Below are 15,867 nucleotides of genomic sequence, written 5' to 3' on the forward strand. Positions count from 1 at the left end.
CTTTAGAGAAGTAGAACGACGAACCTCTTCGTTTTCAAACTGTTTCAGCCACGTCGATCCACCGACCGCGGAAAACTGGTTACAAGCCCACGCCGTCTGGTGGAATCATGTTTAAGTTAACACGACGCCGCTCGCGGCCCACTCGTCGCGGTTCCAGCCGCACTCCGGGCACTCTCCCTCGCTCCAGTCGAAGGGCTCGCCGCAGCCGAGGCAGGCGTTCTCCGTGTTCATAGGTCACGATACTCACGGACCGACAAAAGCGTTCACAACAGCTCGCGGAACTCGCCGAGCGGCGGGAACCGGAGAGGTTTCCCCGCATCCCTATCGTCGATGTCGGCGCCGCCGGTGTTACCGGCGTCACGGCCGCCGACGGCGTCGTACACGATCGGCGCGAGCGCGGCGGGGTCCGGTAGGAGCGGGGAGTCGAGCCCGGTCCGCACCGCGTCGTTCACCGGAACTCCCGCCGCGAGGCGCGTGAAGGCGGGCAACAGCAGCACGTCGGCGCCGCGGTACGTCTCGGCGCCGGAGAGGAAACAGGGGCGGCGGTCGCCCTCTATCTCGATCGTCGGATGAACGTGCCCGATCACGTACCGATCGGCGTCGATCGGGGGCGCCTCGTGGCCGTGACAGACGACGGTGGTCTCGGACGGTGCGCCGGCACCGGTCGACGCTTCGAGAACGAGCGCGTCGCGAACCGGGCCGTCCCACGCGCTCGCGAGGGCCGCGTCGTGGTTTCCCGCGACGAGTTCGAGCGCGGTGCCGGACGCCTCGCAGGCGTCGCGGAGCGCGCGCAGGGTCCCAAGGGCCCTGTCGGTGACGCGATCGAACGTGTGGACGACGTCGCCGGCGACGACGACCGTCGCCGGGTCGAACCGGTCGAGGAGCGCGTCGAGGCGGTCGACGAGGTCCGCGCGCTCGCCGAGGGGGAGCGAGACGGCGGAGGCCTCGTCGCGCCCGACGTGGAGGTCGGCGACGACGAGCGCGTCAGCGGCGGGGAGGTAGACCGCTCGCTCCGCGAACGCGGCGTCGGAGAACGGGGCCTCCGGTCCGGTGCCGGGGGACCGGTCGCTCACCGGCCGAACCCGGAGGTCCGCTCGCGACGGCGGCGCTTATCGGGGTCGGCCGGCCCGCCGTCGGCGTGGTTGCGGGCGGTCGCGTACGCCTCGCGGACGCGCCGGAACGACTCCTCGTCGCCGCCCTGATCCGGGTGCGTCTCCTTGACGCGCTCGCGGTAGGCGCCCTTCACGTCGTCGAGGTCGGCGTCGCGGTCGAGGCCGAGCTCGTCGAAGGCGTCGCCGACGGGGTCCGGCCGACCGGCGGAGCCAGCGGGACCGCGCGCGCCCGCCGGTCCGGTAGACCGGTCGCCACCGAAGCGGCCGCCGGCGAAGCGTCCGGAGCGACCGCCGCGAGCGTCGTCCGCGGTCGCCCAGTCGGGCTCGTCCACGTCGAACGGGAGCCGGCGACCGAGCCCGCGGCCGGGCATCTCGTGCTCACAGAGGACGGTGTAGACGCCCTCGCCCTCCAGTCGGAAGTAGTCGTGCGCGTCGAAGGTGATGGCGACGCCGCGCTCGGGGAGGTAGAAGGGCACGGAGACGCCGTCGAACGCGTGGTCCTCGTCGAAGCGCTCGCCCGCCGCGTTCAGGTACGTCCGGATCTCGCGGCGGCGGCGCTCGTCGCCGGCGGCGCCGCGGCGGCCGGCCTCGGCGACGCGCGGCGGGACGAACCGGTCACCGAGGTAGAAGGCGAGCGCGACCACTCCGGTGGCGGCGATCCCGAGGCCCACCCCCCAGAGGACCCACCGCGGCACCAGCGTCGTGAGCTCGGCGAACACACTCGCCGTAGCGGCTCCGCGGTAATCAACCTCCCGCCGGAGCGGAGGCTGCGGGGCCGGCGGATTCGCGAGAAGCAGAGGCGCGTGGTCGACCGCCGGTCAGATCATCCCCTTCGCTTCGAGCCCGTCGAGGATGTCGTCGACGAGCGCCTCGGCGGAGTCGTAGGGGAACTCCTGTTCGCTGCCGAGCTTCGCGGCCATCTCCATCGCGGTGAAGCTCACGTCGCCGGCCTCGAACTTCGTCGCCGGGCCGTCCGGCAGCGCCGGGACGAGGTCCATCTGGTTCTCGACGGGGAAGTCTGCGCCGCCGAAGGCGTCCATGAACTGTTCGCGGAGTTCCGCTTTCACGTCGCTCATACACACGACATCCCGCAAGCGTCCGCAAAAGGGTTCCGGAACAACGATAAACATATTCAGGGTTGATAAACGCCGAGTTGTGCGATCGACGACGCGACGCACACCGCTTATTACCGTCTCGTTTGCTTATAAATTGACGAGTACGTCTCGGTGCGCTCACCGCTCGTGACTGCTCCTTCGAGTCCCACCCCGCACTGCGACCGCACGGCACCTCATACCTCCCCAGCCTCGTCAGTCGCCCTCGCTTCGCTTCGGGCGACTGACTCCCTCGCGCGGTGCTGTCTCGCGGTCGCCGGAGGCGACCGCTCGCAGGCACGCGCCACCGCCGTTTTTTGAGTTATAGACGCTGACCGGCGCCGGAGGCCGACTGCCGTGCCGGAACCTGCGGACCTTTGTCGCTGGCGCCGTCAGGTCGGCGTATGCCACGCGAGTTCGACTTCGATTTCGACCTGCTCCGAGAGCTGACCGAGGCCCGCGGCGTCCCGGGCTACGAGGACGACGTCCGGGATATCGTCCGCCGCGAGTTCGCCGACAGCGTCGACCGCGTCCGGACGGACGCGATGGGCAACGTCGTCGGGACGATCGAGGGCGACTCGGAGTACTCGGTCGCCGTCGCGGCCCACATGGACGAGATCGGGTTCATGGTCCGCCACGTCACCGACGAGGGGTTCGTCCAGGTCGACCCGCTCGGCGGCTTCGACGCCCGCGTCCTGTGCGCGCAGCGCGTCACCGTCCACGGCGACGAGGACCTGACGGGCGTCATCGGCTCCGTCCCGCCGCACACGCTGACGGAGGAACAGCAGGAGAAAGACGACGAGGTCAAAGACGTCTTCATCGACCTCGGGCGCGACGCCGAGGCGGTCGAGGAGCTCGTGAGCGTCGGCGACCTCGTCACGCTCGACCAGACGACGACGCGGATGGGCGACCGCGTCACGGGGAAGGCGCTCGACGACCGGATCTGCCTGTTCGCGGCCCTCGAGGCGGCCCGTCGCATCGAGAATCCCGACGTGACGATCCACGTCGCGGCGACGGTCCAGGAGGAGGTCGGCCTCCGGGGCGCGAAGGCGCTCGGCGTCGACGTCGACCCCGACCTCGCGATCGCCTTGGACGTCACCGTCGCCAACGACGTCCCCCAGATCGGCGACCCGGCCGACGCCGTCACCGAGCTCGGCGCGGGGACCGCGGTGAAGCTGAAGGACTCCTCGGTAATCACCAGCCCGAAGGTTCACCGTCGCCTCACCGACGTCGCGGAGGACGAGGGGATCGACCACCAACACGAGGTGCTGCCCGCGGGCGGCACCGACACCGCGGGGTTCCAGAACACCGCGGGCGCGAAGCCGGTCGGTGCCATCTCGATCCCGACGCGGTACCTGCACACCGTCACCGAGACCGCCGACGGGGGCGACGTCGAGGCGACGATCGACCTGCTGACGGCCTTCTTGGAGTCCGAGACCGGCGAGCACGACTACACGCTCTGATCGGGCTCAGTCGTCGCTCGGGACCGTCCCGGCCGGGCCTCGGTCCGCGCGGTGGGCGGCCCGGGCCTGCCACGCGAACCCGGTCGTCGCGAACGCGATGAACGCGGCCGCCAGCAGGAACCCCGTCTCGGTGGTCGTCGCGTCCATCGTGGTCCCGACCAGCACCGGCCCGACGACCTGCCCGACCTTCCACGAGACGGAGCGCAGGCTCATCGCGCTGGCGACGGAGTCGTACGCCTCGCCCTCGCTGACGAACAGCGACATGCTCGCGGGCAGCCGGATCGAGTCGGCGATCCCGAGCAGCGAGTAGGCGGCGAACAGCGCGAAGAACGCGCCGCCGAGCGTCTGGGAGTCGCCGAGGTACGAGACGGTGACCGGCGAGAGAGTCCCGTCGAAGTACGCCGCGAGCGGGATTATCGCCGTGCCGACGCCGTACAGCAGCGCCCCGACCGCGACGAACAGGTAGGTGCGCTCGTAGCGGTCGGTGAGGTCGCCGACGAACCCCTGCGTGAGCGCCTTCGTCGCCTTTCCGCCCGCCATGATCCAGCCGATGGCGAACGCGGAGATGCCGAACGTCGTCCGCGCGTAGATGGGGAGGAAGATGATCACCGCCATCTTGCCGACGCTGAAGGTGAACCGGAAGAACACCAAGGCGCGCAACATCGGGAGCCCGAGCAGCGACCGGAACGTCTCGATCCCGCCCGACTCCTCCGGGTCCTTCCGCCCGCCGGGGTTGTCCCGGAGGAACGCGAACACCAGCGCGAAGGCGGCGAGCGTGACGAGGGTCAAGACGAGGTACGTCTCGGTGAACCCGTAGGCGTACAGGAGGTAGCCGCCGACCAGATCGCCCGCGAGCGACGAGAAGGAGGCGAACTGGTTGTACGAGCCGAGCCAGCGGCCCCGCTCGTCGTCCGGGCTGATCTCGCCGATCACCGTCGCGCCCGTGATCCAGAGGACGCTCGCGCCGAGGCCCTGAACCATCCGCACGAGGATGATGTGGACGGAGCTGTCGACCAAGGCGAACCCGACGAAGACGGCGACGTTGATCAGGAAGCCGCCGAGCAGCCAGCGCTTCGCGTTCCCGGTGTCGACCTTCCGTCCCAACGGCAGGACGATGACGAGTTGGACAATGGCGAAGGCGGTGCCGAAGAGTCCCTCGACGAACCCGGTCGTGCCGAACAGGTCCGCGTACAGCGCGAGCGCGATGAGGATCGTCGAGTACGCCTGACTGCGCGCGAACGCGGTCCCCGCGAGGGCCGCGAACTCGCGGTCGCCGAGCAGCCGTACCGAGTTGCCGAACTGCGCCACGGTGGTCTCTGAACGGGAGCAACGAGACCCGGAGAGAAAAGCGCCGCAGATCCGGCGGTCCGCGTGGGGTTATCGTTTCGCCGGCGGTACACGATTTCCGGGGTGCCCGGGCCTAATCGTGCCGGAAGCAGCGCGAGCCGGTGAACGCCATCGCCATGTCGCGCTCGTCGGCCGCGGCGATCACGTCCTCGTCGTTGACGGAGCCGCCGGGCTGTATCACGGCCTCGATGCCCGCGTCGGCGGCCTCCTCGATCGCGTCCGGGAACGGGAAGAAGGCGTCCGAGGCCATCACGGCGCCCTCGGCGGACTTGCCCTCGGCGTCCTTCTCGGCCTTCATCGCCGCGAGCGTGACGGCGTCGACGCGCGACACCTGCCCCATCCCGACGCCGACCGTCTCGGTGCCGGTCGCGAAGAGGATGCCGTTGGACTTCACGTGTTTCAGCGTCTGCCACGCGAACAGCATGGTCTCGATCTGCTCGTCGGTCGGCTCGCGCTCGGTGACGACCTCTAGGTCCTCGGCGGTCGGCGACTGCCGGTCGCGCTCCTGAACGAGGCGCCCGCCGACGATCGGCTTCTCGGTGAACCGCTCGGAGAAGCGGTCGTCGCCCTCGCCGAGCGGGCCGACGTCGAGCACGCGGAGGTTCTTCTTGTCCGTGAGCACGTCGAGCGCGCTGTCGGTGTAGCCGGGCGCGACGACGACCTCCTTGAACGAGTCGGCGACCGCGGTCGCGGTGTCGGCGTCGCACTCGCGGTTCAGCGCGACGATGCCCCCGAACGCCGACTTCGCGTCGGTCCGCAGCGCGCGGTCGTACGCGTCCGCGAGGTCGGAGCCGACCGCGCAGCCCGCGGGGTTGGTGTGTTTGATCACCGCGGCCGCGGGCTCGTCGAACTCCTTGACCAGATCGAGCGCGGCGTCGGCGTCGTTGTAGTTGTTGTACCCCATCCCCTTCGCGCCGGGGTTCAGCTGGGCGGCGTCGACGACGCTCGCCTCCTCGCAGCCGTCGTCGACGTACAGCGCGGCGTCCTGATGCGGGTTCTCGCCGTACCGCAGCGAGTCGGCGCGCTCCTCGGAGACGAACCGGCGCTCCGGGAAGTCGCCGCCCACGTCGCCCTCGACCGCGACGCGCTCGGGGGTCCCGTCGTCCGCGCGCTCGACGGTCACGCGGTCCTCGGCGAACCAGCGGACCGCGCGCGGGTAGGCGGTGAACTCCGCCTCCCGCAGGACGCGCGCCTTCAGCGAGTCGGCGTCGTCGTCCTCGTACACCGGGATCGGCTCCTGGGTGACGACCGGGCCGGCGTCGACCTCCTCGGTGACGACGTGGACGGTACAGCCGGTCGTCCGGACGCCGGCGTCGGGGACCTGCTCGTGGGCGTCCGTGCCGGGGAACGAGGGGAGCAGCGAGGGATGGACGTTCAGCGTCGTCGGGACGGCGTCGAGGAACTCCTCGGTCAGCACGCGCATGTACCCGTCCAGACAGACGAGGTCGACGTCGTAGTCCGACAGGCGCTCGACGATCCGACGCTCGTGTGACTCCCGCGACTCGCCCTCGTCGCGCTCGACGACCTCCGTCGGGATCCGGCGCTCGGTCGCGGCCTCCAACACGGGCGCCTGCTCGCGGTTCGTCAGGACGACCGACAGCTCCGCCCCGCCGGGCGCGGCGTCGGCGATGTGTCTGAGGTTCCGGCCTCGGTTGCTCGCGAGTCCCGCGATCTTCATACGCGACGGTCCGACCGATCGGGTATATCGATTGCGGTCCGCGGCGCAGTGGTGTCCACAAACGCGGATCGGAACGTGTCTCGGAGAGGGTAACACGCCCGGACGGATCCACGTCCGTGCGTCGTCTCATCGACACGCTTTTGCTGGCGCCGCGGGCAGTCGCGAGCATGACCGACGACACCGAACCGACGGCCGACGACGCGATCACCGGGCTCTCGCGCTCGGACCCGCTCGCGGCCGTCTCGCCGCTCGACGGGCGGTACGCCGGCCGAACCGCGGCGCTGTCCCCGTACGCGAGCGAGGCGGGACTGATGCGCGCCCGGACCCGCGTCGAGGTCGAGTACCTGATCGCGCTGGGCGAACTCGACGCGACGCCGATCGGTTTCGACGAGGCGGCCGCGGCGGCGCTCCGCGAGGTGTACGAGGAGTTCTCGGCCGAAGACGCGAGGCTCATAAAACGGCTGGAGACAGAGGGGGCCGCGGGGTACGACGCGACCAACCACGACGTGAAGGCGGTGGAGTACTTCCTGCGGGTCCGGCTGGCCGAGATCGCCGACGAGAACGACCCCTCGATCGACGACGCCGAGTCGCTGTACCCGTGGATCCACTTCGGGCTCACGAGCGAGGACGTGAACAACCTCGCCCATCGACTTCTGCTCAAGCCCGCGGTGAGCGAGGTGATCGTCCCCGCGGTCCGCGAGGTGCGCGACGCCCTGGTCGAGCTGGCACAGGAGCACCGCGATACGCCGATGCTGGCGCGCACCCACGGCCAGCCCGCGACGCCGACCACGTTCGGCAAGGAGATGGCGGTGTACGCCGCGCGGCTCGGCCGGGCGCTCGGGCGAGTCGTGGTCGCGAACGGGGACCTCTCCGGGAAGCTCGCCGGCGCGTCCGGGACCTTCGCGGCCCACGAGGCCGCCTACCCCGACGTGGACTGGCAGGCGTTCTCCGCGTCGTTCGTGCGCGGCCTCAAGTTGGAACACACCGCGCTGGCGACGCAGGTGAACCCCTGTGACGACCTCGCGGCGCTGTTCGACGCGCTCCGGGGCGCCAACAACGTCCTCCTCGATCTGGACCTCGACGCGTGGCTCTACGTCTCCGACCGCTACCTCGGACAGGAGGCGGTCGAGGGCGAGACCGGCTCGTCGACGATGCCCCACAAGGTGAACCCGATCGACTTCGAGAACAGCGAGGGGAACCTCTCGAAGGCGAACGCCGATCTCACCTTCCTCGCCGACTACGTGACGAGCTCGCGGCTCCAGCGCGACCTCTCGGACTCGACGGTCAAGCGCAACGTCGGCGCCGCCTTAGCGCACTGTCTCATCGGCTACTCGAAGGCCGCCGACGGGCTCGCGAAGGTCGTCCCGAACGAGACCGTGATGCGCGAGGAGCTGGACGCGACCCCGGAGGTGATCGGCGAGGCGGTCCAGACGATCCTCCGGCGCGAGGGAGACACCGAGGCGTACGAGCGCGTGAAGGCGCTCTCGCGCGGGCGGTCGGTGACGCTCGACGACTTCCGCGAGCTGTTCGACGAGCTGGACGTCGACGACGGAGTCCGCGAGGAGCTGAAGGCGCTGACCCCGGCGGGCTACACGGGCGTCGCCGACGAGCTGGTCGACGAACTCGACGAGTGACGCGGACCCGGAGAGACGAGACGCCACAAGAGGTTTGCCGCTCGGCGCGAGAGACGCGATCGATGCCCTCCGAGAACGACGAGACGGAGTACTCCGTCTTCGACGACGACGAACCGAGCGACACCGACGGCGACGGCGACGCCGACGTCGCCCCCGACGCCGCCGACGATCGGGGTTCCCGGGCGGACGACCGCGCCGCCTCGCTCGGCGGCGACGGCGCGGACGGCTGTCCGAAGTGCGGCGGCAGGGAGACCGAGACCGACGAGATCGCCACCAGCGGGACGGGACTCACCAAGATGTTCGACGTACAGAACCGCAAGTTCCTCGTGGTCTCCTGCGCCGAGTGCGGCTACTCCGAGCTGTACAAGGGCCAGTCGTCCGGAAACGCGATCGACTTCTTCCTCGGCTGAGCCTACCCCCGACGGCGGCGGTTCGGTCCGCCGTCGAGCGATCGATTTTTGTCGGACGATGAACCAGTCGCGGTATGGTCTCCCTCCGACCGCTCGCCGCCCTCCCGGTCGTCGGCGTCGTCGCCGACGGCCGCACGTATCGCCACCTGTTGTACCTGCTCATCGCGTTGCCGCTGTGGATCGCCTACTCCGGATTCGTCACGTTCGCGCTCGCGTTCGGGATCGTCTTCTCGGTCGTCCTCGTCGGGGTCGGCGTCCTGATCGCGGCCGTCGTCGGCTCGCGGCTCGTTGCCGGGCTCGAACGGTGGCTGGCGAACCGCCTGCTCGGCACCGACCTCGTCGCGGCCGACGATCTCCCCGACGCCGCGAACGACGGTTCCGCGAGCGCCCTCGCGACCGTTCGCGCGTACCTCGCGGCGCCGTCGACGTGGCGGGGACTCGGCTTCCTCTCGCTGAAGTTCTGGGTCACGGTGCTGGCGTTCGCGCCGCTCGTGGTCCTCGCGAACGCGCTCTCGCTCGCCGCCGCGCCGATCCGGTATCCCTACGCGCCGGAGTTCGGCGAGCTGAACGGAGAGCCGCTGGTGTGGGCGGTCGACACCGCGCCCGAGGCCGGCCTCGCGGCTGGGCTCGGGGTCGTCGGGGTGCTGGTCGGCCTCCACCTGACGAACCTGATCGCGGGCGGTGCCCGGCTGATGGCGATCGGGCTGCTCGGCGACGGGACCGGCCGGGAGGGGGCCGAGTCAGCGGTCGGCAGCGGGGGTGACGGCGACCGCGTAACCGTGGACCGCGAGCCCGGACCTGACCGCGAGCCCGAACCTGACCGCGAGCCCGAACCTGACCGCGAGCCCGAAATCGACGGAGCCAGCGCCGACGCCGGATCGGGCGCCGACGCCGAAGAGAGCGGCTCCTCCGCAGTCCCGGACGCCGACGGCTTCGAGTTCGGAGACGACCCGGAAGCACCCGACGAGGGTGACGGCCGGGCCGATCGCGGCTGATCCCCCCGGAGCGCTTATTCGCCTCCGAGCGTCAGGACCGACATGGCACCGACGCTGGTGAGCGCGGCCGTGGGGGCGCTGCTCGCGGCGGCGCTGCTGGGGAACGCCTTCGACCGACGCGCGGTCGCGATCGTCGTCGGAGCCGCGCTGCTCCCCGGCCTCGACGCCGCCGCGAGCCTCGCCGTCCCGGGGGCGACGAACGCGCTGTTTCACGCCGTCTGGCTGCCGCTCGTCGCGGGAGGGCTGCTGTACTGGGACACCGTGCGCCGACCGGCCGACGCGTCGTGGATCCGGGCGCGCGGCGGCGGGCGCGCCGTGCGGGTCGCGTGGGTCGCGCTCGCGTCGTTCGTCGTCGCCGGGATCGGCTCGGCGCTGTTCGCCGGCGAGGGCGCGGCGCTTCTGTACCCGCTGGAGGACGCGCGCTACGTCGTCCGCGGGCGGCTCGGGTTCTCGACGCGCGAGGGCGTCGTCCAGACGTTTCTCACGTTCGGCGGGGACGACCCCGGAGTCCTGCCGCTCCGGAGCGTCGGCGGAGCGGTCTCGGACCCCGTCACCTCGTGGGTTAACCCCGACGGGCAGCCCGGCTTCGACCCGGACGCCGACCGCGCGTTCCGGCTCGTCGACGGCGGCTGGCAGCTCGTCGTCGGCGCCGCGGCGGCCGCGACGCTCGCGGTCCGGTTCGGGGTGCGCGACGGGGACGCGACGACCGACGCCGGGGTGTCGCGCTGAATGCCGTCGACCGTCGTCCACGCCGGGTTCGCACTGCTGCTCGCGGCGGGGCTGCTCGGGGCGTACTACGACCGGCGGGCGCTCGCGGTCCTGCTCGTCGTGCTCGTGCTGCCGGAGGCGGACAGCTTCCTCGGCGTGGTCATGGCGGGCGCACACCGGACGGTCGGGCACAACTTCGTGCTCCCGGCCGTCGCCGCGCTGGCGCTGTACTATGACACCCGGGTCCGGGACCGGTCGCTCGTCCGCGACCGGCTCTCGGACCGCTGGGTCGCGGTCGCGTGGGTCGCCCTCTTCGTCCACGTCTTCGCGCACGTCGCGATCGACTGGACCCACCTCGACGGGGTGAACGCGTTCTGGCCCCTCCGCGACCGCTTCTTCCAGCTAGACGGCGAGATCTACTACTCGACGGCCGAGGGGTTCGTCCAGACGTTCGTCGACGTTCGGGTCGACCCCGAGACCGGAACGCGAACCGTCGACGCGGGCGCCGGCGGCACCAGCGAGTCGGTCCACGTCAGCAACCCGGTCCAGCCGCGTGACCCCGACGTCGACGTCGAGGAACCGGTCGAGCGACGGTTCCCGATCGCGAGCCGCGGGTGGCGGCTCTACCTGGTCGGGCTCGGACTGTTCGCGCTCGCCGCGCGGCGGCTTCAAAGCGACGTCGCCGCCGACCGCGAGTGAGTCACCCAGCGGCGGGCGACGGACGTGGAGGCCGGCGGAGACGGCGGCCGACGAACGCGAAAGTCGACGGACTCGAAGGGGACGGCGGCGGCGACCCTGACGTGGTATGACCGCAGGGTGAACCCTCCCGAGCGCGTAGCGACAGCCGATGTCCACCCAACCGGACGCGATCCCGTCGGACGCCGACGAACCGCTGGCCGGGGAGTCGATCGCGGTCGTCGGCGCCGGCTTCGGCGGGCTCTCGGCGGCCTGCTACCTCGCCGACGCGGGGGCGGACGTGACGCTCTTCGAGCGGAACGACCACCCGGGCGGGTACGCCGGGCGGATCGAGCGCGACGGGTTCCGGATCGACACCGGCCCGTCGTGGTACCTCATGCCGGAGGTGTTCGACCGGTTCTTCGAGCGCTTCGGGCGGTCGACCGACGACTACTACGAGCTGACCGAGCTCGATCCGCTGTACGAAGTGGTCTGGAAGGACGGCGACCGCGCGTCGATGCCCGCCGACCGCGAGGGGCAGAAGGCGCTGTTCGAGTCGTACGAGTCGGGCGCGGGCGACGTTCTCGACGACTACCTCGCGGACGCCGCGGAGGCGTACGAGCTGGGGATGGACCGGTTCGTCTACCCGAGCCGGTCGCGGCTGCGGGACATGATCGATGCCGACGTGTTCCGGTCGGGCCGCGCGCTGCCGAAGCTCCGCGGGATGGACGACTACGTCGGCGACTACTTCGACAGCGAGAAGCTCCGGCAGATCGCGGAGTACAAGCTCGTGTTCCTCGGCGGGTCGCCGTACAACACGCCCGCGATCTACACGCTGATGAGCCACGTCGACATGAACCTCGGCGTCTACCACCCGACCGGCGGGATCGCGAGCGTCGTCGACGCGATGGCCGACCTCGCCGAGGAGCTCGGCGTCGCGATCCGCACGAGCGAGCCGGTGACCGCGATCGAGCCGTCGGTCCCGGCAGCCGCGCCGAAGTTCACCGTGGAGACGGAGCGGCGCGAAATCGGGGAGTCGACCGCGGCGACCCGATCGGCCCGCTTCGACCGCGTGGTGGCGAACGCGCCGCCGCCGCACGTCGAGCGCGACCTCCTCCCGGCCGGGACCGTCGACCGCGAGTCGTACTGGGACTCCCGGACGTACGCCCCCTCGGCGTACCTCTCGTACATCGGCGTCGAGGGCGACGTCGACTTAGAACACCACACGCTCGTGTTCCCGACGGACTGGCGCCCGCACTTCGACGCCATCTTCGACGAACCGGGGTGGCCCGACGACCCCGCGTACTACGTCCACGTCCCCTCGAAGACGGACCCCGAGGCGGCGCCTGCCGGCCACGAGGCGGTCTTCCTGCTCGTCCCGCTGGCGGCCGGACTCGATGACGACCCCGAGACGCGCGAGCGGTTCCGCGAGCTGGTGTTCGACGATCTCGCGGAGCACGCCGGCGTCGACTTCCGCGACCGGATCGTCTTCGAGGAGACCGCCTGCGTCTCCGACTTCCGGCGGCGGTTCAACGCGCCCCGCGGCACCGCGCTGGCGCTGTCGCACACGCTCGGACAGACCGGCCCGCTCCGCCCCGCGCACCGCGCGCCCGGCGTCGACGGGCTCTACTACGTCGGGGCGTACACCAACCCCGGCATCGGGATGCCGATGTGCCTGCTCAGCGGCGAACACGTCGCCGATGCCGTGATCGAGGACGCGACCGGAAGCGGCGCGTTCCCGTCCGTGGTCCCGACCTCGACGTTGCGGTGAGCGGCGCGCTCGGCGGTCGTCGCGTCACTCGCCGCCGCCGTCGAGCCTCTCGTCGGGTTCCGGCTCCTCGATCGGTTCGGGTTCCGGCGCCTCGATCGGTTCGGGTTCCTGCGCCGCGACCCAGTGCGTGACGGTCCCCGCGTCACCGAACAGCGGCCGCAGCGTGACGCGGTTCGCGAAGGGGGCGCCGTCCCGTCGCCGGTTGCGGAGCTCGACGGTGACCGTCGACCACGTCGACAGCGCCTCGCGGAAGTCGGCGCGGGCGTCGGGATCGGCGTCCGGACCCTGAAACAGGCGCGGGTTCCGGTCTCGGAGTTCGTCCATCCCGTACCCGGTCCACTCGCGGAACCAGCGGTTGACGTAGACGATCGGCGTGTCGCGGTACGCCGGTCCGGTGAGGGTGAGACCGATCGGCGCGTCGTCAAGCGCCCGAACGCGGTCGACGAGCCTCGCCTCGCGCTCGGTCCGGTCGGCCGGGTGGTCCGGTTCGGTCGGGAGCGACGCGGCGTCGAGGTCGTGCTCGTCGGCGAGCGCCGCGAGCCGGTCGGCGAAGGCCCCGCGGTCGGCGGCGAGCGCCGCGAGCGCGTCGCGTCGAAGCGTCACGTCGGACCTCGGGGGCGCAGCGGCAAGCCGGTGTCGTTCGACGGGTCGTGAATCGGCGAGAGCGGGAGGCGCGGCCGGAGTAGGGGAGAGCGACCGGCCGCACCGTCTGGGGTCGGCGGTCGAAGAAAAGTCTATACGGCCGCCGGTGTTCGTCCGTTCCATACGTGATACTTCGCGAACGAATCGGCCGACGCGTCGCGGTCACCGACTCGACCGGTGGTCTCGGCCTCGGGCTGGCTTTCGGGGACGACAACGCGGGCGACGACAGCGACCCGGACGACCGCTCCACCTCCCTCTGAGATGCAAGAGTCGCTCACCTACCGCACGAACCGCGACCTGTTCTCGAACCACTACCTCGACGAACACCTCCCCGAGACGGAGGCGTGGAACGAGATCGACGAAGGGGAGCTGCGGGATGCGTACGACGAGATCGTCGACCTCTACGAGCGCGAGAAGGACACCGCGCCGAAGCGGAACGAGTCGCAGCTAGAGGAGAAGTTCATCCGGCCGATGTTCCGGAAGCTGGGGATCCCCTTCGAGGTCGAGGAGAGCACGAACCGGACGCAGCGCCGGCCGGACTACGGCTTCTTCGAGACCGAGGACGCGGCGCGCGACGCCTTCGAGCGTCGCGAGGCGGGCGGCGACTTCTACGAGAACGCGGTCGCGGTCGCCGACGCCAAGCGCTGGGGGCGGCCGCTCGACACGCGCGGGAGCGGGGAACACGAGCGCGACTTCGAGAACCCGAGCTACCAGATCCACGTCTATCTCCAAGAGACGCCCGCCCGTTGGGCGGTGCTGACTGACGGGAGAAAGTGGCGGCTCTACTACGGGCCGACGAGCCACCGGCTCGACTCCTACTACGAGATCGACCTGCCGACGGTCCTCGAAACCGGCGACCTCTCGGATTTCAAGTACTTCTACCTCTTTTTCCGGCGGCAGGCGTTCCTCGAAGACGGCGGCGGCGACTGCTTCCTCGACGACGTGTACGACGAGTCGAACGTCTTCGCACAGGATCTGGGCGAGGACCTCCAAGATAACATCTACGAGGCGATCAAGGTGCTCTCCGAGGGATACCTCCAGTACCCGGAGAACGACCTCGACGAGGGGGAGTTGGACCTCATCCACGACGCCTCGCTCATCTACCTCTACCGACTCATCTTCGTGCTGTACGCGGAAGCCGAGGGGCGGGACCTGCTCGACACGGACAACGAGATCTACGAGGAGTCGTACAGCCTGAACTCGCTGAAACAGGAGGTCGCCGCGGAGCTCGACGGCGGCGACTCGAAGTACCGCGACTGGCAGGACGACCTGAGCGCGCGGCTCGACGAGCTGTTCGAGCTGATCGACCGGGGGAGTAAATCGCGCGGAATCCCCGAGGAGGACCTCCACATCCCGGCGTACAACGGCGGGCTGTTCCGGACCGACCCGGACGAGGACGACGGCGCGGAGGCGCGGTTCCTCGCGGAGCACACGGTCGGGGACGCGCACCTCGCGCGCGTCGTCGAACTGCTCACGCGGAGCCGGCAGGACGGCGGCGGGAAGATCTTCGTCGACTACTCTTCGTTGGACGTGCGCCACCTCGGGAGCATCTACGAGGGGCTCTTAGAGTACCAGCTTCACGTCGCGGACGAGCCGCTGGCGCTCGACGACGGCGAGTACGCGCCGATCGAGGCGGGCGACGAGGGCAACGGAGGCGGCTCGGGCGGCGACGGGGTCGACTCGGGCGGCGACACGGACCCCGACGCCCGGGACGTCGCGGTCGAGCCGGGAGAGGTGTACCTCACGACCGGGAGCGGCGAGCGCAAGGCGACGGGGTCGTACTACACGCCGGAGTACGTCGTGGAGTACATCGTCGACGAGACGCTCGGGCCGCTGGTCGACGACATCCGCGAGGATCTGGTCGGCTACGACTCCTACAGCGAGGGCGGGTTCGCGGACGAGTTCGCGGAGCGCGTGTTCGACCTGAAGGTCCTCGACCCGGCGATGGGGAGCGGGCACTTCCTCACGAGCGCGGTCGACTACCTCGCGCGGGAGATCATCGACGCGCAGGAGCGGCAGGCGGCCCAGCGGGGCGTGGAGACGGTCGACGAGGAGCGCGACATCAACTGGGCGCGGCGGAAGGTGGCCCAGCGGTGTATCTACGGCGTGGACCTGAATCCGCTCGCGACGGAGCTCGCGAAGGTGTCGCTGTGGCTCCGCACGCTCGCCGCGGAGCAGCCGCTCGCCTTCCTCGACCACCACTTAAAAACCGGGACGCTCTTGTGGCGGAGATTGTTGGTGAGTCATAGCGCAGTTTCGAGGATGGTTTTGAGCGCTTCTTTCCCCGGTTTTCGGAACACTTCACGACGGAGCTGAAACGCTCGGAGATATGGTGTGAGTC

General features: G+C 70.4%; 14 protein-coding genes and 3 pseudogenes. 10 read left to right on the forward strand and 7 right to left on the reverse strand.

Translation table 11 applies throughout. The annotated features are described in order from the left end of the window. A pseudogene (locus EXE46_RS14885) lies at positions 1 to 115 on the forward strand (IS6 family transposase); the annotation flags it as partial. 148 nt (positions 116 to 263) lie between these two features. Here EXE46_RS14885 and EXE46_RS14890 read toward each other — a convergent pair. The 3 genes from EXE46_RS14890 to EXE46_RS14900 form a co-directional block, all read right to left on the reverse strand. Beyond that, positions 264 to 1,073 (reverse strand): metallophosphoesterase, encoded by an 810-nt coding sequence (locus EXE46_RS14890; protein WP_137689144.1) that lies wholly within the window; start codon positions 1,071 to 1,073, stop codon positions 264 to 266. After that, entirely contained in the window at positions 1,070 to 1,831 is a 762-nt protein-coding gene (locus tag EXE46_RS14895; protein ID WP_137689145.1) for a DnaJ domain-containing protein, read from the reverse strand. The genes EXE46_RS14890 and EXE46_RS14895 overlap by 4 nt, the downstream gene beginning before the upstream one ends. 99 nt (positions 1,832 to 1,930) lie before the next feature. Then, on the reverse strand, positions 1,931 to 2,188 hold the full coding sequence (locus tag EXE46_RS14900; protein ID WP_137689146.1) for an MTH865 family protein: 258 nt from the start codon (positions 2,186 to 2,188) through the stop codon (positions 1,931 to 1,933). A gap of 419 nt (positions 2,189 to 2,607) precedes the next feature. On the opposite strand from EXE46_RS14900, the gene EXE46_RS14905 reads away from it, so the two are divergent. Then, on the forward strand, positions 2,608 to 3,666 hold the full coding sequence (locus tag EXE46_RS14905) for a M42 family metallopeptidase (RefSeq protein ID WP_137689147.1): 1,059 nt from the start codon (positions 2,608 to 2,610) through the stop codon (positions 3,664 to 3,666). A 6-nt stretch (positions 3,667 to 3,672) separates the two neighbouring features. On the opposite strand, the gene EXE46_RS14910 is transcribed toward EXE46_RS14905, so the two are convergent. Both EXE46_RS14910 and purN read right to left on the reverse strand, forming a co-directional pair. Further along, positions 3,673 to 4,974 carry an MFS transporter gene (locus EXE46_RS14910; RefSeq protein WP_137689148.1) on the reverse strand — a complete coding sequence of 434 codons (1,302 nt, stop codon included), beginning with the start codon at positions 4,972 to 4,974 and terminating at the stop codon, positions 3,673 to 3,675. Positions 4,975 to 5,086: 112 nt separating this feature from the next. Beyond that, positions 5,087 to 6,691 carry a phosphoribosylglycinamide formyltransferase gene (gene purN / locus EXE46_RS14915; RefSeq protein ID WP_137689149.1) on the reverse strand — a complete coding sequence of 535 codons (1,605 nt, stop codon included), beginning with the start codon at positions 6,689 to 6,691 and terminating at the stop codon, positions 5,087 to 5,089. Positions 6,692 to 6,858: 167 nt separating this feature from the next. On the opposite strand from purN, the gene purB reads away from it, so the two are divergent. From purB to EXE46_RS14945, 6 genes are all read left to right on the forward strand, one after another. Then, complete coding sequence (gene purB / locus EXE46_RS14920; protein ID WP_137689150.1) at positions 6,859 to 8,325, forward strand: adenylosuccinate lyase; 1,467 nt, start codon at positions 6,859 to 6,861, stop codon at positions 8,323 to 8,325. A 62-nt stretch (positions 8,326 to 8,387) separates the two neighbouring features. Continuing rightward, positions 8,388 to 8,735, forward strand: a complete 348-nt coding sequence (locus tag EXE46_RS14925; protein WP_137689151.1) for a zinc ribbon domain-containing protein — start codon at positions 8,388 to 8,390, stop codon at positions 8,733 to 8,735. Between the two features lie 74 nt (positions 8,736 to 8,809). Next, positions 8,810 to 9,730, forward strand: coding sequence for a sensor domain-containing protein (locus tag EXE46_RS14930; RefSeq protein ID WP_137689152.1), 921 nt, complete (start codon positions 8,810 to 8,812; stop codon positions 9,728 to 9,730). Between the two features lie 42 nt (positions 9,731 to 9,772). Further along, positions 9,773 to 10,459: a hypothetical protein gene (locus tag EXE46_RS14935; protein ID WP_137689153.1), complete on the forward strand. Its 687-nt coding sequence runs from the start codon at positions 9,773 to 9,775 to the stop codon at positions 10,457 to 10,459. After that, a complete protein-coding gene (locus EXE46_RS14940; protein ID WP_137689154.1) occupies positions 10,460 to 11,137 on the forward strand; it encodes a metal-dependent hydrolase in 678 nt (225 codons plus the stop codon). It begins immediately after the preceding gene. Positions 11,138 to 11,285: 148 nt separating this feature from the next. Beyond that, entirely contained in the window at positions 11,286 to 12,884 is a 1,599-nt protein-coding gene (locus EXE46_RS14945) for an NAD(P)/FAD-dependent oxidoreductase (protein WP_137689155.1), read from the forward strand. Positions 12,885 to 12,908: 24 nt separating this feature from the next. Here EXE46_RS14945 and EXE46_RS14950 read toward each other — a convergent pair whose 3' ends face one another. Then, positions 12,909 to 13,487 carry a PAS domain-containing protein gene (locus tag EXE46_RS14950; protein WP_137689156.1) on the reverse strand — a complete coding sequence of 193 codons (579 nt, stop codon included), beginning with the start codon at positions 13,485 to 13,487 and terminating at the stop codon, positions 12,909 to 12,911. Between the two features lie 164 nt (positions 13,488 to 13,651). Here EXE46_RS14950 and EXE46_RS17640 point away from each other — a divergent pair, with 164 nt between their 5' ends. Together EXE46_RS17640 and EXE46_RS14955 are read left to right on the forward strand one after the other, a co-directional pair. Then, positions 13,652 to 13,786 (forward strand): hypothetical protein, encoded by a 135-nt coding sequence (locus tag EXE46_RS17640; RefSeq protein ID WP_255509592.1) that lies wholly within the window; start codon positions 13,652 to 13,654, stop codon positions 13,784 to 13,786. Position 13,787: 1 nt separating this feature from the next. Continuing rightward, positions 13,788 to 15,749: pseudogene (locus tag EXE46_RS14955) on the forward strand (DNA methyltransferase); the annotation flags it as partial. Positions 15,750 to 15,769: 20 nt separating this feature from the next. Here EXE46_RS14955 and EXE46_RS14960 read toward each other — a convergent pair. Further along, positions 15,770 to 15,867: pseudogene (locus EXE46_RS14960) on the reverse strand (IS1595 family transposase); the annotation flags it as partial.

This window comes from Halorubrum sp. GN11_10-6_MGM (assembly GCF_005435165.1).
GTDB lineage: Archaea > Halobacteriota > Halobacteria > Halobacteriales > Haloferacaceae > Halorubrum.